The organism is Secundilactobacillus paracollinoides DSM 15502 = JCM 11969, assembly GCF_001311135.1.
Taxonomy (GTDB): Bacteria; Bacillota; Bacilli; order Lactobacillales; family Lactobacillaceae; genus Secundilactobacillus; species Secundilactobacillus paracollinoides.
In genome coordinates this window covers 1-17,924 of record NZ_BBAG01000055.1, presented here as the reverse complement: position 1 = coordinate 17,924, position 17,924 = coordinate 1, and the positions used below count along the sequence as shown (strand labels likewise).

Annotated in this window: 21 protein-coding genes and 4 pseudogenes; 13 read left to right on the top strand and 12 right to left on the bottom strand. The window is 42.8% G+C overall.

Annotated elements, in window-relative coordinates; all coding sequences use genetic code 11:
- On the bottom strand, positions 1 to 897 hold the full coding sequence (locus JCM11969_RS13485; protein ID WP_082409377.1) for a TMEM175 family protein: 897 nt from the start codon (positions 895 to 897) through the stop codon (positions 1 to 3).
- A gap of 157 nt (positions 898 to 1,054) precedes the next feature.
- Between JCM11969_RS13485 and JCM11969_RS13480 the strand changes: the two genes are divergently transcribed.
- Both JCM11969_RS13480 and JCM11969_RS13475 read left to right on the top strand, forming a co-directional pair.
- Entirely contained in the window at positions 1,055 to 1,498 is a 444-nt protein-coding gene (locus tag JCM11969_RS13480) for a LytTR family DNA-binding domain-containing protein (protein WP_054711974.1), read from the top strand.
- Positions 1,495 to 1,959 (top strand): DUF3021 domain-containing protein, encoded by a 465-nt coding sequence (locus tag JCM11969_RS13475; RefSeq protein ID WP_054711972.1) that lies wholly within the window; start codon positions 1,495 to 1,497, stop codon positions 1,957 to 1,959. The genes JCM11969_RS13480 and JCM11969_RS13475 overlap by 4 nt, the downstream gene beginning before the upstream one ends.
- Before the next feature lie 113 nt (positions 1,960 to 2,072).
- Here JCM11969_RS13475 and JCM11969_RS13470 read toward each other — a convergent pair.
- The 6 genes and pseudogenes from JCM11969_RS13470 to JCM11969_RS20005 all read right to left on the bottom strand — a co-directional run bounded on the left by JCM11969_RS13470 (position 2,073) and on the right by JCM11969_RS20005 (position 5,721).
- A pseudogene (locus tag JCM11969_RS13470) lies at positions 2,073 to 2,968 on the bottom strand (3-hydroxyacyl-CoA dehydrogenase).
- A 33-nt stretch (positions 2,969 to 3,001) separates the two neighbouring features.
- Positions 3,002 to 3,955 carry an amidohydrolase family protein gene (locus JCM11969_RS13465; protein WP_054711970.1) on the bottom strand — a complete coding sequence of 318 codons (954 nt, stop codon included), beginning with the start codon at positions 3,953 to 3,955 and terminating at the stop codon, positions 3,002 to 3,004.
- A gap of 83 nt (positions 3,956 to 4,038) precedes the next feature.
- Positions 4,039 to 4,299, bottom strand: a complete 261-nt coding sequence (locus tag JCM11969_RS13460) for a TetR-like C-terminal domain-containing protein (RefSeq protein WP_263850078.1) — start codon at positions 4,297 to 4,299, stop codon at positions 4,039 to 4,041.
- Positions 4,239 to 4,607, bottom strand: a complete 369-nt coding sequence (locus tag JCM11969_RS13455; RefSeq protein ID WP_054711966.1) for a TetR/AcrR family transcriptional regulator — start codon at positions 4,605 to 4,607, stop codon at positions 4,239 to 4,241. Before JCM11969_RS13455 ends, JCM11969_RS13460 begins: the two co-directional genes overlap by 61 nt.
- Before the next feature lie 161 nt (positions 4,608 to 4,768).
- Positions 4,769 to 5,593 (bottom strand): amidohydrolase family protein, encoded by an 825-nt coding sequence (locus JCM11969_RS13450; protein WP_054711965.1) that lies wholly within the window; start codon positions 5,591 to 5,593, stop codon positions 4,769 to 4,771.
- Between the two features lie 2 nt (positions 5,594 to 5,595).
- Positions 5,596 to 5,721 (bottom strand): hypothetical protein, encoded by a 126-nt coding sequence (locus JCM11969_RS20005; RefSeq protein ID WP_263850077.1) that lies wholly within the window; start codon positions 5,719 to 5,721, stop codon positions 5,596 to 5,598.
- A 108-nt stretch (positions 5,722 to 5,829) separates the two neighbouring features.
- On the opposite strand from JCM11969_RS20005, the gene JCM11969_RS13445 reads away from it, so the two are divergent.
- Positions 5,830 to 6,252: a TetR/AcrR family transcriptional regulator gene (locus JCM11969_RS13445; RefSeq protein WP_054711963.1), complete on the top strand. Its 423-nt coding sequence runs from the start codon at positions 5,830 to 5,832 to the stop codon at positions 6,250 to 6,252.
- Positions 6,253 to 6,463: 211 nt separating this feature from the next.
- Here the strand turns inward: JCM11969_RS13445 and JCM11969_RS13440 are convergent, their stop codons facing one another.
- The 5 genes and pseudogenes from JCM11969_RS13440 to JCM11969_RS13420 all read right to left on the bottom strand — a co-directional run bounded on the left by JCM11969_RS13440 (position 6,464) and on the right by JCM11969_RS13420 (position 10,880).
- The gene (locus tag JCM11969_RS13440; RefSeq protein WP_225353309.1) at positions 6,464 to 7,291 is read right to left on the bottom strand and encodes an alpha/beta hydrolase; all 828 of its coding nucleotides are present in this window, start codon (positions 7,289 to 7,291) and stop codon (positions 6,464 to 6,466) included.
- Between the two features lie 87 nt (positions 7,292 to 7,378).
- Positions 7,379 to 7,897: a TetR/AcrR family transcriptional regulator gene (locus tag JCM11969_RS13435; protein WP_054711961.1), complete on the bottom strand. Its 519-nt coding sequence runs from the start codon at positions 7,895 to 7,897 to the stop codon at positions 7,379 to 7,381.
- Between the two features lie 110 nt (positions 7,898 to 8,007).
- The gene (locus JCM11969_RS13430; RefSeq protein WP_054711959.1) at positions 8,008 to 8,460 is read right to left on the bottom strand and encodes a hypothetical protein; all 453 of its coding nucleotides are present in this window, start codon (positions 8,458 to 8,460) and stop codon (positions 8,008 to 8,010) included.
- 567 nt (positions 8,461 to 9,027) lie between these two features.
- A pseudogene (locus JCM11969_RS13425) lies at positions 9,028 to 10,180 on the bottom strand (site-specific integrase).
- Positions 10,181 to 10,238: 58 nt separating this feature from the next.
- Positions 10,239 to 10,880: a helix-turn-helix domain-containing protein gene (locus JCM11969_RS13420; RefSeq protein ID WP_054711957.1), complete on the bottom strand. Its 642-nt coding sequence runs from the start codon at positions 10,878 to 10,880 to the stop codon at positions 10,239 to 10,241.
- 147 nt (positions 10,881 to 11,027) lie between these two features.
- Between JCM11969_RS13420 and JCM11969_RS13415 the strand changes: the two genes are divergently transcribed.
- The 10 genes and pseudogenes from JCM11969_RS13415 to JCM11969_RS13375 all read left to right on the top strand — a co-directional run.
- The gene (locus JCM11969_RS13415) at positions 11,028 to 11,207 is read left to right on the top strand and encodes a helix-turn-helix domain-containing protein (protein WP_054711955.1); all 180 of its coding nucleotides are present in this window, start codon (positions 11,028 to 11,030) and stop codon (positions 11,205 to 11,207) included.
- 266 nt (positions 11,208 to 11,473) lie between these two features.
- On the top strand, positions 11,474 to 11,701 hold the full coding sequence (locus tag JCM11969_RS13410) for a hypothetical protein (RefSeq protein WP_054711953.1): 228 nt from the start codon (positions 11,474 to 11,476) through the stop codon (positions 11,699 to 11,701).
- Positions 11,702 to 11,710: 9 nt separating this feature from the next.
- A complete protein-coding gene (locus JCM11969_RS13405) occupies positions 11,711 to 12,535 on the top strand; it encodes a bifunctional DNA primase/polymerase (protein WP_054711951.1) in 825 nt (274 codons plus the stop codon).
- A pseudogene (locus JCM11969_RS13400) lies at positions 12,535 to 13,929 on the top strand (virulence-associated E family protein). The gene JCM11969_RS13405 and the pseudogene JCM11969_RS13400 overlap by 1 nt, the downstream one beginning before the upstream one ends.
- 165 nt (positions 13,930 to 14,094) lie before the next feature.
- Positions 14,095 to 14,466 (top strand): hypothetical protein, encoded by a 372-nt coding sequence (locus JCM11969_RS13395; protein ID WP_054711948.1) that lies wholly within the window; start codon positions 14,095 to 14,097, stop codon positions 14,464 to 14,466.
- A gap of 71 nt (positions 14,467 to 14,537) precedes the next feature.
- Entirely contained in the window at positions 14,538 to 14,720 is a 183-nt protein-coding gene (locus tag JCM11969_RS13390) for a sporulation protein Cse60 (RefSeq protein ID WP_054711946.1), read from the top strand.
- Between the two features lie 95 nt (positions 14,721 to 14,815).
- A pseudogene (locus JCM11969_RS20500) lies at positions 14,816 to 15,004 on the top strand (phage head closure protein); the annotation flags it as partial.
- 122 nt (positions 15,005 to 15,126) lie between these two features.
- The gene (locus JCM11969_RS13385; protein ID WP_054711944.1) at positions 15,127 to 15,537 is read left to right on the top strand and encodes an HNH endonuclease signature motif containing protein; all 411 of its coding nucleotides are present in this window, start codon (positions 15,127 to 15,129) and stop codon (positions 15,535 to 15,537) included.
- A 776-nt stretch (positions 15,538 to 16,313) separates the two neighbouring features.
- A complete protein-coding gene (locus tag JCM11969_RS13380; RefSeq protein WP_054711942.1) occupies positions 16,314 to 16,787 on the top strand; it encodes a phage terminase small subunit P27 family in 474 nt (157 codons plus the stop codon).
- On the top strand, positions 16,784 to 17,924 hold a 1,141-nt coding region (locus JCM11969_RS13375; protein WP_054711940.1), incomplete at its 3' end, for a terminase large subunit domain-containing protein. The genes JCM11969_RS13380 and JCM11969_RS13375, both read left to right, overlap by 4 nt.

Below are 17,924 nucleotides of genomic sequence, written 5' to 3'. Positions count from 1 at the left end.
TTATTGTTTATTTTGATGTGCCTGCTGGTGGTCGTCGCGGTTTTCTTGGTGCTCCTGATGGTTCCGATTGTTGTTTCGATTGCCGTTGCCGTTGATCTTCATCCACTTAGCCAGCGTTCCGTCCGAAATATTGAATTCAGTTTTCGCTTGCTCAGAAAATTTTATCCAGGCGGCATGCTGTTTATCGCGGTCGTGGCCGGACTGACGCTGTTCGATTTGGAAGGTTCTGATCAACCGGCGAAACGCACGCTTTTGCGGCGCTGGTAACGCCAGGAAATTTTGCTGGTCCTGGGCTTCCATTTGGTCGATCTGTTGAAACTCTTCCTGTTCGCGGGTGTGGGAGAAGAACGACCAAAGTGGGATGAACAGGTAGAAGCCGAGGGCAATTTCTGGGAAGAAGTAGCCGAGGCCGATGATCACGATGTAGATCACCCACGAGTTCCAAACGGTCGACCCGAATATCGTTTTATAAATCTGGGTCATGGTGGCTTTATCCGTGTATTTGGCTTGAATGATAGTTCGTGAGATCCAACTGAAGATAAATGAGATCAGCAGGCTTAGGCCGCCGTATAGCATCACGTTATCTGAGTTGGTCACGGTCGTCATTAATCTGGTAAATGCTGGCATTAACGACATCAAGAATAGCAGAATCAGATCAAACACGATGACGCGGTTCGCCACCGTTTCAGCTTCGTTAAAGACCAGGGCGTGCTGGTACCACAAGTTTGCTATGAAACAAAAACTGACCAGATAGATGCCGATAGATTTAAAAAGTTGCGGATAGTCGACCACGCCGTTATGAATGTCGAGCGGCAACGACATGACCATGATGGTGATAATGATGGCAATTACCGCGTCTGCAAAGACATCCAGCCGTTCTTTGAGTTTGGCTTTCAAGCAGATTCGCCTCCCCTTAGGTTATTTTTCTTCTATTATATCCCTGTTTTGCGCCACTTATCTTTGTTTTTGACCACTTGTCCGTAAATCCTTTCATTCTGGGACGTGGTTCGCTAGACTCAAGAGTGAAGCCTAGGATAGGAAAGAAGGGACAGCCATGAACGTCGTCTTTAATATTGCTGAGCAGATCCTGCGGCCATTTATTACGATCAACGCCGCTAAGGAGACGCCTGACTTGGTTCACCTCGCAAAGACCATTGATCAGCTTGCCAACCACCTGACGATTACGGGGACTCAGGATAAGCGGCAGCGGCCATTGTCGGTGTACCAAATTAGTCGGTTCTATACTGAAGACAAGCACGTGGTTTGTGAAACGGATGATGGGGTGTATCGGATATCGGAGCGGTTATATGAATTGAAGGAACTGTTGCCAGAGGGTCTGTTTGTTCAGGTCTCAAGCAGCGAACTCGTCGCCGTTGCCAGCATTCGTGATTTTGAACTCACACCAACGGGGAGTTATCAGGTCAACCTAACGACGGGCGAACGGACCTTTGCGTCCCGGCGGTGCATGCGACAGTTAAGAGAGGGGCTTTTAAAATGAAACGAACGATCCTGAGTCGTGTCATCATTGGCGTTGTCGTCGGCGTCTTTATTGGGTTTATGATCGCAATGGGGATTTCATTGGCTTACCGAGCACCCATTTTCATGCCATCATCAACCAGCTTTGTAAATCACTTTTCGTCCAGTTTAATGGCCACGGCCGCCTCAATCGGGCTATGGGCATTAATTGGAATTGTGTTTGCCGTTGGCGCCCTAGTCTTTGAGGTGGAACGCTGGAGCATTACCCGCCAAACGGTCACGAATTTCATTATCACGTACGTGCTGTTTACGCCGCTCGCGGTGCTTGCAGGGTGGTTTCCAATCTCACCCCTATGGTCGTGGCTGCTGTCCTTCACGATTGAATTTATCGTCATTTACGTCATCATGTGGGTGACGTCCATGCGGGTCGCAAGAGCGTCTGTTCGGCGGTTGAATGCGTTGTTGAATCAAACTAAAAAATGAAATGAAACGACCCGCCAAGGCTTATGTGAAGGTGACCTTGGCGGGTCGTTTTTGGAAATTGATGTCGTTAGCGGGAGGTGAAACGGTATAATGCGTAGAACAGGGTCAAACAACTATGCTTTTAGAAAGTCAGGGTCCTGAAATTCTGGATTCGGGTAGTGGTAGAACCCTTCCCCGGATTCGATGCCCAGTTTGCCGTCATCTAAACGTTGCTGTAGTTTGGCTTTGATAGCCGCTGCAATTTTGCCATCCGGATCCCCAGCTTGTGCAAGCGGCACGGTGATAGCAGTTCGGGTGCCAATCATATCGAGGATCGCAAAGGGCCCCATCGGCGCACCGGTCGCAATCATCCACGTTTTATCAATCGTATGGGGGTCCGCAACATCGGTCGCCCAGAGGGACATTCCGGCCACCATTAACGGGGTCAACATCGAATTTAAAACATAACCTGGCTGCTCTTTTTTGAGCTGAATCGGCACCATGCCCATGTTCTTCGCGAAGGTCACAACATCTTGGTACACAGCACTGTTCGTTTTTGGAGAGCCCATGATTTCTGCAGTGTTATTGACCCAGATATGGTTCGCAAAATGCATGTTTAAGAAGCGTTCAGGACGGCCAGTTGCTCCGCAAATTGGCTGGGCAGCATGGTTGACGAGTTGCTGGCAAAGATGGCTGTGTCAGGCGCTGAGTTGCCGATCTGGTTGTAGAAGGTCGTTTTCATGGCCGCATTTTCTGGGATGGCTTCAATGACGAGATCGGCGTGGCTAACAGTGCTGTCGATATCGTCAGTATAGTTAAGGTGCGCCAAGCCGTTATCGAAATCACTGTCGGTAACGTTGAGGTCCTGTTTGTACCCGCCTCTCAGCGCTGTGATTCGATTCTTTGCAGCAGTCAGTGCCTGCTGGTTAATATCGTAGAGTGTGACATTGAAGGCTTTAAAAGCTGCTTGATAAGCGATTTGACTCCCTAAGACACCGCCACCGGCAACCGTTACGTTTTGAATGTTCATGTTTGAGGTGATCCTTTCATTAAATGAACGCCATTATTTGACTTGAATCTCGCGAGTCGCCAACAGTTTTTGACCATTATTAAATAAGATATTTTTCTTTAATTCCGGAGAAACCAGATCCGTTTCATCTAGCTGTTTTGCCAGCGTTGCAACGGTTGATTCAGGTGTGTAAGGATAGTCGGCCCCGTAAAGCAGTCGGTTGGGATCAGCCATCTGCAACAGTGTTGGCAGTTGATAAGGCAAGGTTGCACCAGCGACGTCAAAGTAGACCTTACCCATAATCGTCATCATGTCTTCTCGCGGTACCTCTTGCTTCAGGGCAGAAGCACCGATGGTGATACGCTGTGCAATGATTGGCAGTAGGGCACCAGCATGCGGGATGATCCAGGTAATGTCCGGGTAGCGGCTGAAAATCCGATTTTCAGACATGTTGGCAACGGCTCGAGTCGTGTCAAAGAAGAACGCCATCAACGGGATGGCGGTTTTTTGATTGGCTGAGGAAGTGATCGGGTTGGGCTGGGTCGGATGAATCGCAATCAGGGCGTGGTTGGTGTTTAAGGCATCCATAACCGGATCCAACCGGCTGTCACCGAGGTAGACGCCCCGAGAGTTTGTTTCCAGAACGAACCCGGTTGCTTGGTCATCCTTCACGGCCGTTTCGACTGCTTTGACACTCTCGTCAATATATGGGAGCGGCAGGGAGGCCATAAAGCCGAGCTGGTCGGGGTACAGGCGGGAAAAATCACGGCCAAATTCATTCACTTCTTGGGCGAGTTCGGCTGTTTCCGTTGCATCATCCGAGTGAACCTGCGGACTTGAAATGGACAATAGTGAGTATCGAATATCTTGGTTGGCCATCATTTCTAGCGCGTCATCAACTGACCATGATGGGGTGGCTACCCCATCACCCATGCTGTTATAGTGCTTGGCCAGGTGGTCGACGAAGCCTGGTGAGAGATAGTGAGAATGAAAATCAATCTTTTTCATATAAAAAGACCCTCCTTTTTTTAACCATTCTAGTGACTGAATGGAGAAAAAGGGAGAGCCAGTATTTTCGATTGTGTCCCAGATCAGGCGAGCTTGAATAGTGTGGCAAAATCCAAGCCATAGCTGGTTAAAACAGCGGTCGTCAGCTGCGTTAATTGCGCGGCCATTTCCTGTGGCGGGGTCGGATCATCGGTGCGGATCCAGTTCACAGCGACACCGATGTGCGCCGAAATAATGTAGGCGGACACGGTTGTAATTGGCACATTTGGCTGGTTGATCTTGGCTAAAATTGCCCGGTAATTTGCATGCCAGAGTCGACCATCTTCTGAGTGAACCCGCTCCACCGGTCATTGACAATGAAGGCTTTAAACGCCTTACGATAGGTTTGGTAGTGCTCAAAATACTTGGTGTAAAACGAGAGCGGCGTTTCTAGGTGATAGGTGGGTTCGTTATCTTTGCCCAGCAGATAGGCCATTGCCCAGTCGTAGAACGCATACTTATCCTCATAATGGCGGTAGAACGTGGATTTAGACAGTCCTGCACGCTTAATCAAGAGGCGCGTACTGAGTTTATCGAGGTCGTTATCGTCGACCAGGTCAGTGAGCGCATCTAGGAGCTGCAAGTCGCTTTTACGGGTTTTGAGTGCTGGCAAAATGGTGGGCCTCGTTTCCGGTGGCAGAGTCGTTTAGTTAAATGACCATCTTTCACTCATTGTAGCTAAAATTGCGGCCAACGGGAAGCGGGAGGATCGCTGAGTCGCAAAATGGACGTTTGTTTTTGCAGCACACCACTGCAGTCGATAATGAGACTTGTCTATTTTGCGGTCTGGTTGTGACGTAATAGTTGTTCACCATTTTGATACAAAATGGCTGCTTTAGTTGATGCAGATAAGAGTGGTGTCGTTTCAAGTAGTTGGCTCATTTGAGTGACTGCGGGCGCTGGTGTGTACGGGTAGTCAGCACCATAAAGGAGTTTACTGGAATCAGCCATCTGCATCAGTAAGGGCAGCTGATAGGGGAGAACCATGCCAGCGACATCGAAGTAGACATGGTTCATAACGGCCATGATGTCGTCTTGGGGGTGATCCTGACCGAAGGCGGCGGCACCTGCTGAAATACGCTGGGCAATCACTGGGAGCACTGCACCGGCGTGTGGTACAATCCAATTAATGTTTGGGAAACGGCTAAAAATTTGTCTCTCAGTCATATTGACAACTGTTCGGGTGGTGTCAAAGAAAAATTCCATTGATGCATCGGGGGTTAACTGATTAACTTCAGCATTTTCTGGTGTTGGTGCTTCGGGATGAATCGCAATCAGGGCGTTGTGGGCATTAAGTTCAGCCATGATTGGATCTAACCGGGGATCCCCGAGGTAAAGCCCATCAACGTTTGTTTTAAGGATAAATCCATCAGCGTTATCTTCATCGAGTGCTTCTTTGACCATCGCAACGCTTTCGTCAATATACGGCAGTGGGAGTGACGCCATAAAGCCTAATTTATCAGGATATGCTTGATGAAAATCACGGCCATACTGATTGGCTTCCCGCGCGAGATCAACGGTACTGGTCTCTTCGCCCGTGTACATTTCAGGGTTTGGGACGGACAGCAATGAATAGTCAATCTCTTGATCTGCCATCATCTTTAATGCCTGATCGATTGACCATGTTGCATTCTGACCCCGCCGGCGAGACCAGATGCCTCTTGGTTGATAATATCTAATAGACCGGGGAACAAGTAATGTGAATGAAAATCAAGTTTTGTTGTCATGTTAATCAGCCTCCTAAATGCTTGATTGGTTTAATGCAGTAAGCATAGTCAGCTGGCAATTTTAGAACAAGGTGTAAAAAAAATATCTGTACCTTTTTGGAGGAGAAAATGTCGAAATATTCAGATACCGATACCCTCATTATTGAGTCGGCTTTGCATTTGTTTGAAACACCGGGGGCTGGCAATATAACTGCCTTACAAGTTATCGATGCTGCTCACATTCACCGCAGTACTTTCTATCATCATTTTGCGACTTTTAATGATTTGGTAGCCGCAATGATGAATCGCGTTTTTCCCGACCCGCTTAACACAGATCTAAGGTTGTCAGAAAACATCGTTAACTTAGTTGAAACGATTGATAATAACCAGGTCCTGTTTCGAAACTTGATGCAATTCCGCGGCAAATTTGAAGAAATTGTCAAGCAGCGTTTCGTGCTTGACGTTAATTTATGGACAAAAAATGTCGAGACAAACCCAGTGGCGGTCGAGCTGCTTTATGGGTGTGTGATTGGCATGATGGCTCCTGGCTAAATAATCCTCAAATTAAGAAGAAGGATGTTTTGTTTTATTTTGAGCGTCTCGCGGATGCATTTCAGCTAGATATCACAGGATAAGTAAACTAACTGATATAAAAAGCGTGTGGCAAAAGACTGGGTTACTCCTAGAAAATAAGAGGCGCCAACTAAACCCCAAAATTGCCGGGTTTAGTTGGCGCCTTTTTATCATTTATTGATGATTTAGGCTAGTAGAGTGGCAGATAGTTTTTCAGCAAACGCTGATGGTTTTTGTGCATAGCCAGATGGCCTCCTGGAATATCTGTAACGGGAACATTAATTTCCTTACTAATCTCATCATCAATTGTTTGCGGTAAAAAGCCTACTGAATCAGTACCGTTAAAAATGATGATTCTATTTTTATGCGCTTTAAATATTGACCAATCAATAACCTGTCCTGTATATTGTGCAGCTTCATATTTGAGCCAAAACATCATTGATTTCATTTTCATTGGATCTGGTTTAGCGTCCTTAGATAGATTCATCATTTGCGCATCAATAGGCTGAATGTGCATTTTATTTTCAAAAAAATTTGTTAGTGCATCAAAGTTACCTCCTAATGCTTCTTGAATCATTTGGGCGTATTGAGCATTTGATTTACCAGTTTTATCTATTACTGTATTAAGTGGAGTCTCATGAATTGCTACTCGATGGAAACGCTCAGGGTTTTTAATAAAAGCTTCTTCGGCTACGATTGATCCAGAAGACGTTCCCATAACATAAACTGGATTGTTGGGACTAAATTCATCAGCCAACGTGAAAACATCTTGAACATCAGCTTTGAGTCGATAATCACTGTTTGCGTTAGCGGCATCTGATGGCAAAGGAGGTGCAACAACAGTTCGACCGTAGCCGCGACAATCATACGTAATGACAGTAAAGTTGGTTTCTAATACTTTTGCCGCGGGAGTAAAAATATCACCTGTTCCATTTGCACCTGGGATTAGGATTAAGACCGGCCCGTTTCCATATTTTGTTACGTTCAACAATGATCCATCTTGCGTTTTAATTTCCATGTGATTACCTTCTTTGACTTTTAATAAGGATATTTTATGTCCTAATTTATCTTCAAGGAAGAACACTTTCAATGAGATGTGTTGCAATTATTTAGGGATTCCAAGTTGCTGGGCATACTTTCCCATTTTTGAAGTGGATGGTGGATTTGATTGATTAAGCCACCAATGAAAAAGGCTTATTTGTCCACCAATAAGAAATTCAGCTTGTATTTTAGGGGGTATGTCTGAAATGTTTTTTTTCAGAAGTAATGTATAGCGTCTTAGCACAAGAGAATGAAGTCGGATTATGAATTCTTTCCAGCCCTTTGTGGTAAGTATTGAACTTAATAACAGGCGATTTTTAGTTGCATACTGATAAAATTCTGTAAAATCAAGTTCGTCTTCAGGAGTCAGTATTACTTGACTTGAGATTTCCTCTAGCATCTGGTCTGACAACCATTCCGTAAAGTCATTTATATTATTGAAATGTCGATAGAATGTGGAACGATTTATCCCTGCAGTTCTAACTAGTGATTGAACAGTAATTCCAGATAACTCGAAAGTAGCTAATAGTTTTGCGAAAGCGTCTCTGAGTAAACTTAGGCTGAATTGTAATGAACTGTCCATAATATGGACCTCGATTCTCTGGGAAATTACATTCTATTATTCAAGTAGCACTGAAAAATGGTTTGGATTTTTGCTGGATGATTTCATAATATTTTGAGTGCTTGTAACCATTAACTTTTAGCGGGTGAGAACCACTTATCGTGCTGCTCACGGTGATAAGCGGTGTATTTGAAATGACCTTTAATGTATCTCGAATAACTATACGACCATGAGACTTTAATTTTGCTTTTACTACTAGTAATTACGCGTAGGTAGCGGTACTTAACGCCAGTTGGGTTCATAGGTGTTCCAGCAGTAGCATCTTTCATTCGAATAACGTACCCGTGGGAAATATGCCGGTAAAACGGATGAGTGAAAGTAGCAGTATCTGACATAACCAAGTATATATGAGACTTAGTAAATTGAGCATAAGTATACTTTTCATAACTAGCTTTCCAGAAACCACTATGAAGTGAAGCAGGCGTACCAGAATGCCATGTTGCAGCGTTGGCCTGTGTAGTTGTAGTATACATGCCGGTGCCGAAAATTCCTAAGGCTAAAGCTAAGCGAATTCCTTTAATCAAAAATACCATCTTCCTTTACTTTAATATCCTACAGTTCTAAGTATAGCTGGTGAAGAGGCATAAATAACCATGATTTGAGTGAAGGAAAAAAGCATCCGTTTGATAGATGCTTAACCGTTCATGACTGATGCTATTAAATTTTATTGGTGTCGTTTCGTGGCTACCAAAATGGCTACCATTGACTACTAAATTGGTCTAGCGTATGAAAAATGAACACAAAAAAATCAGCAATCACGGCGTTTAACGCGGTGTGTCTGCTGATTAGTGGTGTTGATATGATGGGCAGTCAGGGGTTTGAACCCAACTGAAACATAAACGCTATTAAACCAGTGCTTATGCGGTGTTTCATGTGAAACATTTTGTCCTTGGCTTACCAATTGGCTTACTTTTACTATGAAACGCTAAAAACGGCTAGTTCCTCCTGTATCTAAAACTTTTAGTTTTAACGTGGCACACGTGGCACACGTGGAAAAACGTTGATATAGCAACGCTTAAAAGTTCCTTGACGTGGCCCATTTGGTGGAACAACGTGGCACACTTAGTAAAAAGCACTTGAATATACTAAGCTTAAAAGCCTAAATAATTGGCCAACTTATTGGCCGCCTGCTGATTTTGGCCTTTAGTGACGTGCGTGTAAACATTCAAGGTCGTTGCAACGTCCTCATGGCCTAATCTGGTTTGCACTTCTTTAATGGTGGCACCAGCAGCAAACAAAGCGGAGGCGTGACTGTGTCGAAAACCATGTACGGTAATACTAGGGGTTAAGTGGTAATCAGCGATGATCTGTTTTAACCACTTACCCGGAGTATTAAGCGATTTAAAACCGTTCTTAGTGTTAGCAAAAATTAACTGATCTGGCTGTAACGTATTGAAGCCTAAGAATAAATAATATTCACGTTGCTGTTTATGCCAGCGTTGTAATATTTCTACCGTTGTATTGTCTAAGCTGACAGTGCGGCGTCCTTTTTTGTCTTAGGTGCTTGAATGATCTGCTTGCCATGTTTCCCTTGAGTGAGCGTTTTATTAACCCGCAAGGTCTTATGAACAAAATCAATATCTTGCCACGTAAGGCTAAACACTCACCACGTCGCACGCCTGCAAACGCTAGTACCCGGAAGAGACAATACTTTTCGAGTTCCTTTTGCTGGTCAATGCAATTGAAGAACGTCTTGAGTTGATCACGATCCCAAAAGTTGTCAGGCTTATCACCCCAACTATCAGGTTTAACCGGCATTGTAATCATCTTAGCTGGATTATGTGTGATATAGCCATGTTTTAAACCATATTCAAAGATTGCTACTAGATAATTGTACCAACGCTTATAGTTATATGTGACTTCTTTAAACCATAGATTAACAGCACGCTGGCACTGATTAACGGTGATAGTTCGTAGCCGTTTGTTACCAAATAACGGCAAGATGTGATTATCGAACATGCCAGCGGTACGTGCCCAAGTACTTTCACGAACGGTATTAATATACTGGTCATACCATTCATGGTAAACGTCAACAAAGATAATGTTATTATCAACTGGTAAAACTGTTTCTTGTTGTAACTCTACTTCAATTCTGGATAAGGCAATACGAGCAGCGCTTTTTGATTTAAAGCCCCGACGCCGAGTTGATTTCTTTTTGCCGGTTTGGGGATCAACACCTAAATAAACTTGAAACTGATAACGGGTATTCCCGTCCTTGTCCTGATATTTCTTGATTGTTGCCATTTATAATTTCCTCCATAACGTACCGTGCGGGGGCAGTGTTATGTAAGAAATATAGTTTTTATTGGTGTTTTCTTAATGTAACTTTACTATCGTTTTTAGTATCAACAAATGAATACACGTTTCCGCCGTTTCCATCATTTATAGAAACAGAAATATTTTCAGGAACGTTACCATCCCAATAATGTTGCAAATATATTTCAATACCTTGTTTGCAAATTGACATTTTGCTTTCTTTATCAAGAGACGACAACCATCTTTGTGATTTGGATTCTTGTTCTTTTACATTTTTATTTACAGCGCCATATGTTGAATAATCAATTGAAAAGAATGCCTTTTTGTTAGCAAGTGCAAGAAAAGTTATATAAAAAATGGTGTCTTCTTTGTCCATATTATACATAATGTTATTTTTTAGAGAATTATCCAATATAGACTTCTTAGTAGCTGCTGCGCGTATTGTCTTTTCTTTCATATTTTGAACATCAACATGGACAATATAACTATCAGAAACAATTTTAATTACATCGTTCGGTGTACAGGTCAAAAAGCGACATATTTTATCAAGAGTATCGAATTGGATACCTGTTGACACGTTTCTGCCTAATACTGATAGTGTGTTCATTGAAATACCAGTAGCCTTTGAAATGTCTGTCAGAGTAAAACCTTTTGATTTTGCCAGCTTTTTCAAATCTATTTTAATCAAAAACAATCACTTCCTTATATTTAGAATATACAACAACTTAATCTTGACTGCAAAGGGTAAAAAAAATAACTGCAAATGGTTTTTTTAGTTGAACCATACAGTAATTTATGTTACTGTTTAAATGTAATAGAGAAGAGGTGAACTTATATGAACAACATGGACAAAAGCTGGCTTACGTACCAGCAAGTGATGGAAGAGCTTCACATTGGTAGTGTGAATACAGTCTATAAGATGATTAATGACGGTTTAAAGGTAACTAGCATTGGTAGACTAAAACGCATTGAACGCAAAGAGCTAGATAAGTATTTAGCCTCAAAAACAATTTAATTGTACCGTGCGGGGGCAGAATAAATTTGAGGAGGTGATTTCATGATAGCAACAACAATTTTATGGGTAATCAAGTTTATGATTGTGTCGTTTGTTGGCAATGTGGCATTTAAGTTAATCAAGAACCCGCGTCGGTATTTTTGAGTGTGAGGTCAGTCGCATGGGAAAGTATACAAAAAAGACCTACTTTGCTTTGGACGGCAGTAGGTCAGAAATCCATCAAAATATGCTTTCCCTTATTTTAGCATGAATAAGGAGAATGGAAAATGACAAATAAAGAATTAGTGGAACAATCTGAAAAACTAGCAACGGCGTGGGAATCATTGAGAGTAAGTATTGATAATTTATCAATGGCAATAGCTGTTGCGAAATATGATAGTGATTGGTGTGACTATTTCTTTAAAAGCGAGCAGTCAAGCAATCTTGAAAGTAATCTATCGAATATTGCTAGTGTGATGTTAGAAGTTAGTAATGACATTTGTTCCAAATATTAGGTGATTAATATGAATGATAAAATCAACCACCTAATCCAAGCCCTTGATTACGTAGACCACGGTTTCTCAATTTATCCATTGGTTGAGAATACCAAAGTCCCAATTAAAGGCACTCACGGATTTAATTCAGCTAGCAATGATTTAGTAACTATACGAAATTGGTACAACGAACATGCTTACAACATTGGTTTGAAATTAACCGATAAAAATATCTTTGTCGTTGATATGGACGTTGGCCACGAAAGTGGTTTTAACGGCATAGCGAGTTACCAGCAGTTATATAAGAAACATCATTTTCAACCGTTACCAAAAGATAGTTATATCGAACGAACGCCGTCAGGGGGACTGCATTGGTTTCTAAGTTACCCAAAGGGGTCACCAGTCAAAACTGTTCAATCGGCTTTTGGTAAAGATACAGGAATTGACATCATTACCAGAGGCGTACCAGTTTATCCCACCATGGTTAATAACAAGCGGTACCAGCCAATAGACGGCCGAACGCTTGCCGATGTTAAGCCGGCCCCTAAATGGCTAGTTGATATGTTGGCGGGACAGAAAGTGAACAGTGCGTCAGAACACGCCTATACCACCCGGCAAAAGAAGTATACCGGGCGTCTGCTAGATGAAATGGTGACCGGAACAACCCAAGGTAATCGCAATGCTTGGTTAACTAAAATTGCCGGTCGTATGTTTGGCGTCGGTGCTGATCCCAAGACAGTCTATAACATGCTGTCAGTGATAAATGATTCGTTTGTTGATCCAGCACTACCAAGCAAAGAGGTTAATGTGATTTTTCAATCTATTTTAAAGCGAGAGAGTAAGGGGGTTCATTAATGGGTAAAGCAATGGATTTACCAGCAGAGACCCGAGAAACAGCCAACAATGTTATCAAAATGCAACGTGACGCCGATTGGACTAGTGAATTTAAGCAGGATTCTAACGGCGGTATAAAAACCAAGTCATTATATAATATTCGTTTGATTATGGAAAATGATCCAATACTAAAAGGGTTGGTTGTATTTGATGAGTTCTCGGAGCAAATTGTAAAGACACCACAAACGGACGATCCATTATTTAAAAAAGGTTTTTGGAATGATGGCGACGATACCTTATTGAGAAGTTACCTTGAAGATCGTTACGATTTATTGTTCAGTAAGGAAAATATTACGGATACGGTAGTCACTGAATCTCGCTGTAAGCTAGTCAATCCGGTTAAAGAACGCATTGAAAAGGTTGCTTGGGACGGTAAGCCTCGTGCTGAACGTTACTTCATTGACTATTTAGGTGCCGAAGATAATCATTACACCCGAACCATTACTAAAAAATGGCTAACTGGCCTTATTGCCCGCGTCTATGCTCCCGGCGTTAAATTTGAAATTGTGCCTATTCTTGAGGGAAGTCAGGGACTTGGCAAGAGTACAGCCGGTCGAAACCTTTACCCGGATAAGTTTAACGACACATTAAAAGGCATGGGGAAACAAAAAGACGATTACCAACAATTGCAAGGTAGTTGGGTAGTTGAGATTGCCGAGCTTTCAGCGATGAAAAAAACGGATATTGAGGGAATTAAAAATTTCATTAGTGCGCAATCTGATATTTACCGAAATAGTTATGGTCGCTATGCGTTGCCACACCCCCGTAAATGCGTTTTCATCGGGACAACCAACCAATCGGACTATTTGAAAGACGCCACCGGTGAGCGACGCTTCTTTCCAATCAAATGTGGCGTTAGTAAAGCCAAGTTAGATGTATGGCACCCGGACGAAAATTACATTCTTCAAGTTTTAGCGGAAGCCAAGTATTGGTTTGATAATGGTGAACTGCTATATCTGGATCAGGCGACCATGAAAGAGGCAAAGACGTATCAGATGGCTGCTGAAACTGTCGACCCCATGAAAGATGCCATTGAATAATTTTTATCCATGGAAGTGCCTGTTGATTGGGAAAACATGAGTACCAGCTTGAAGCAAAGCTATGTTAGGGACTACGGCAGTGAATCGTCGTGGTTGTTGGCACAAGTTAGTGAGAAACGGACGCTTTTAAAACAAACGACTACGCGGGAAATTATGGCAGTTGTATTCTGCAAAACAGTGGATCGCTATTTAACCGGAAGAACTAATTCGGAAGCTAAGCGGATTAAGCTATTAATGGATAATATGGACGGGTGGAAGTCACAACGAATTAGAACTAACGGCAAGCAACCACACGGATATGTTAGAGAATTATAGCTAAAGTTTATAAACAACGTTGCAAAGAAAGTCAGTGTGCCACGTTGTTCCACCAAATGGGCCACGTCAAGGAACTTTTAAGCGTTGCTATATCAACGTTTTTCCACGTGTGCCACGTGTGCCACGTTAAAACGAAAAGTTTTAGATACAGGAGGAAAAGGAAAAATGAAAGTAATTTATCTAAGTTTAGTTGAGCAAGCTTTTGATCTTTATGTCAAACAATATGGGACGGTTCCCCCAAGTAAAGTTAACAAGTTGAAATCATATATTTACAAAGCCTTGGTGAAAAATGGTATTTTAGATCAAAATGGCAATTCAACTCAAAAAGCAAAGGATGATGGGTTAGTGGAAAGCTTTACTCCAAACAAAGATGGAGAATATGAGCCAGAAACTGTAAGAGATTTAAAGCTCATGTATCCAATGTATGCACAATTCAGTGACAATCACTTCATGAAATCAAGCCAAGGGTGGTTAGCTGACGCCTATGTTATCCGAAGTATTTCAAGCCAAGTCTTGAATAATCCTTTCAGCGATTAAGAACAACGTAAAAATGCGTACAAGATGTTGGAACAATTAGATGATTAATATACAGAAAGGATCTAACTATAATGATTAAAACAAAAACAATTGTCCAAATTACCGCACAGAATTTGGATCGAGCAATCAACAGAGAATTAACCAACCTAATTGATAGTGACAGTGTTATTGACATTAAGTTTTCAAGCAACGCATTTGGAAAAGACTTAGATTCTTCTTCTTCAGAATATTGCGCCATGATTATTTATAAGTGAGGTTAGTTAATGAAAGCCTATGATGTATCGCGTATGAAGCACCGCTGCCAATTCGGGGTATATGGTAATGGTGAGATGAACCTAATACAGGTGCGCCCGTTCAGAAGTTTGTTCCGCAATTCTCACTATGGTTCGGTGAGTATAGCCAGACCATTAATCAGCAAATTACTCTAACCGGAGACAACCTGACAGATACGAAGATGATTGTGGTACGGCATAATGAGCAGGTTAATCAGCAGCAACTGGTTAAGATCGGTGACACCTTTATCGGGTCAACAACGTAGCCGGTGATGATGAGGTTAACTCATTTGATCTCATCACATTGGTTCGCTACCAGAAGCGCGGGTAATAAATGAGAGGTCGTCTTTACAGGCGGCCTTTTGTGTATGTAAGGAGATCTATTTATATGGCAAAACCTATGAAGCAATGCAACCATGCTGGGTGCCGTCAGCTGGTGCCCTATGACGTCCGTTACTGCGATAAGCACCAGCATAAGGCTAACGCCGAAACCTACCACAAGCGCATGTATGGCGAGTATGAGGGACGCTATCAGCAGTTCTATAAGTCATCTCAATGGCGTAAGTTGTCCCGGCGATTCCTAGAAAACAATCCAATCTGCGTGCAATGCTACCAAGATGGTGTGATACGCAAGGCTGATGTAGTGGATCATATCGTAGAGTTGCGTGATGATTGGTCACGGCGACTAGACGAAAGCAACTTACAACCATTATGCTACCGACACCATAATCAAAAGACTAAACAAGCTAGGGAAATACGACAAAAAGAGGGTAGCACAAGAAATAGCGTTAGGCCTTGATATGACTGCGATAGTCGGTAATAGATGTTGGTTGCGATTATACAGAGTATTCGCAAGTGAACATGGTTAGGTAGAGCTGAATTTTCAGCTGAACTTAGGTAGTATATCTGCGCAAAATTGCGCACATCTTTCAGCTGAATTAAAGATGGCTGGCTAAGTTAAACTTAGGTAGTATATCTCCCCAAAATTGGGACATCTTTCAGCCGAGTTATTGAGCGGAATTTTCCGCTGTACTATCTGTGGTCGCAAGTTACGACCCCAACGCACTAACTTGGTGCATTAGCTGACCCGTTAAGATGACGGGATAGGTTGCTTTCGTGGCTCAATTTTGAGCCCCCAATTTTGGGGAGCTAAGCCGAATTTTCGGCTGAGTCGGCATTATGCAGACTTAGGTATGCGTGGCTAATGTGAACACGCAGGTTCTATGAATGCCGGAGTATCAATGATATGGGGGCTATGAATGAACCGATAAGAGCGGGCACACTCCTTTCTGTGCGTAAATTTCCCTTTAAAAGTTTGATTTTTTGCCAATATTGACAGGAATCAGAAAATGTCTACTACTTTATGCGAAATTTGCATAAATAAAAAGCCAAGGGGTAAAGCATAACTATATGGAGTATGCTAACCAATAACAGCATACTATATATTGCACTTTTCCCTCGAAAGTGTTACGATTTACGTATAATAAACGAATTCCGAATATATGTGCATTTAAGCTACCTCAGCCATGCTGCGGTGGCTTTTTTGCATATAAATTTAGCGAAAGGAGCCCGAAAATGGGTCAAAAAATTAAGCAACTATCAACTCTAAAAAAACATCTAACGAACGAAGAACGCGACCAGCGTAAGGACGCCGAGACTGCCTTGTTTGATTACCCGTCACTCGATTTAACGCCCCCTGATTGGTTACATGACCGTGCCTTGACTGAATGGCAACGCGTTTCCCCGTACTTGAAAGCCAACACACCCATTAGCGAACTTGATCGGGCCCTTCTAGCAAGCTACTGCCGGGCTTATGCCACCATTCAGACTTGCGAGAACGATATTCGTAAGAATGGATTGGTTCAAACTAATCAGGAAACTGGTGCGCGCAAGCCTAACCCGTATGTAGCATTGCAATCTCAAGCCATGAAAGACTTAAAATCCTTGGCTAATGATTTAGGCATGTCATTATCTAGCCGGGCTCGTATGGAATTGAATAAACAGAAAGATGATACGCCGGAAGATTCTTTTGAGGCGATGTTGTCATGATTGAATACGTTGATCAAGTTTTGTCCGGTGAAGTGCTGGCTGGTCAAAAGATTAAATGGGCGTGTGAGCGATTTAAACGCGATTTGAGCCGTTCTAAAGAAGCGAGTTTTCCATTCTACTATGATGAAGAAGCGGCGACAAAAGCGGTTCAATTTATCGAATTAATGCCCAAAACGGACGGTACCAAGCTAACCATGCAGCCCTTTCAAAAATGGATTATCAGTGAGTTATATGGGTGGCGGGAAAAATTGACTGGCAATCGGCGATATGATCGAGCGTTCATTAGTATGGCACGCAAGAATGGCAAAACCTATCTCGCTTCTGGTATGGCCGCTAATGGCCTTTTAAGAGAACGTCAGCCCGCCCGTAACCGACAGGTATTATTCGTCAGCAACGCCCTTAAACAAGCTAAATTAGGCTACGATATGCTTTCAAGTGGTTTACGGCAAGTCCGTAAGCAGTCGAAGTACATGCGGCAACGCATTAAGGTGCAGAAACAAGCCATTACCGACCTAGAAACTGATTCGCAAGCCCTAGCCCTTGCTAGTGATACCAGTACACTTGATGGTTATGCCGGCACCACGGTTATTTTAGACGAATGGCATGAGGCTAAAGACCGTAAGGTATACAACGTCTTAAAGTCCGGTCAAACGCAAGAAGATAATTCATTGCTAGCGGTGATTTCCACTTCGGGGCTTAACCTCAACGTCCCCATGCACGCCGAATATGAGATGTTGACGGACGTTTTAAAGGGGAAGATTGAAGCTGATCGCTACTTTGTGGCAATTTGGGAACTAGACGACCGCGAAGAAGTTTACGATCAAGCCAATTGGATCAAGGCAAACCCGTTGTTCAGTGAACCACATGTTAAGCAACGCATGACGGAGAAAATTCAGGCCGATGTTGACCTTGCCATTAAGCAAAATAACCTCATTCCGGTGCTGGTTAAGAACTTCAATATGTGGTTGCAAGCCAGTGAGGATAGCTATATTTCTGCCGACGATTGGGCTGCTGGTAAATTAGATGAACTCCCCAATTTGCGGGGGCACGATGTGTATATTGGCATTGATTTATCAAAAAGTAATGATTTGACCGCGGTTAGTTGGCTGGTGCCAATTGGCAACGGTCAATTTTATT

Excerpts from the sequence above, each read along its gene's own strand:
- JCM11969_RS13480 (WP_054711974.1), top strand. The coding sequence starts at position 1,055 with ATGAACGTCGTCTTTAATATTGCTGAGCAGATCCTGCGGCCATTTATT.
- JCM11969_RS13475 (WP_054711972.1), top strand. The coding sequence starts at position 1,495 with ATGAAACGAACGATCCTGAGTCGTGTCATCATTGGCGTTGTCGTCGGC.
- JCM11969_RS13465 (WP_054711970.1), bottom strand. The coding sequence starts at position 3,955 with ATGAAAAAGATTGATTTTCATTCTCACTATCTCTCACCAGGCTTCGTC.
- JCM11969_RS13450 (WP_054711965.1), bottom strand. The coding sequence starts at position 5,593 with ATGATGGCAGATCAAGAGATTGACTATTCATTGCTGTCCGTCCCAAAC.
- JCM11969_RS20005 (WP_263850077.1), bottom strand. The coding sequence starts at position 5,721 with ATGACAACAAAACTTGATTTTCATTCACATTACTTGTTCCCCGGTCTA.
- JCM11969_RS13445 (WP_054711963.1), top strand. The coding sequence starts at position 5,830 with ATGTCGAAATATTCAGATACCGATACCCTCATTATTGAGTCGGCTTTG.
- JCM11969_RS13440 (WP_225353309.1), bottom strand. The coding sequence starts at position 7,291 with ATGGAAATTAAAACGCAAGATGGATCATTGTTGAACGTAACAAAATAT.
- JCM11969_RS13435 (WP_054711961.1), bottom strand. The coding sequence starts at position 7,897 with ATGGACAGTTCATTACAATTCAGCCTAAGTTTACTCAGAGACGCTTTC.
- JCM11969_RS13415 (WP_054711955.1), top strand. The coding sequence starts at position 11,028 with ATGAACAACATGGACAAAAGCTGGCTTACGTACCAGCAAGTGATGGAA.
- JCM11969_RS13410 (WP_054711953.1), top strand. The coding sequence starts at position 11,474 with ATGACAAATAAAGAATTAGTGGAACAATCTGAAAAACTAGCAACGGCG.
- JCM11969_RS13405 (WP_054711951.1), top strand. The coding sequence starts at position 11,711 with ATGAATGATAAAATCAACCACCTAATCCAAGCCCTTGATTACGTAGAC.
- JCM11969_RS13395 (WP_054711948.1), top strand. The coding sequence starts at position 14,095 with ATGAAAGTAATTTATCTAAGTTTAGTTGAGCAAGCTTTTGATCTTTAT.
- JCM11969_RS13390 (WP_054711946.1), top strand. The coding sequence starts at position 14,538 with ATGATTAAAACAAAAACAATTGTCCAAATTACCGCACAGAATTTGGAT.
- JCM11969_RS13385 (WP_054711944.1), top strand. The coding sequence starts at position 15,127 with ATGGCAAAACCTATGAAGCAATGCAACCATGCTGGGTGCCGTCAGCTG.
- JCM11969_RS13380 (WP_054711942.1), top strand. The coding sequence starts at position 16,314 with ATGGGTCAAAAAATTAAGCAACTATCAACTCTAAAAAAACATCTAACG.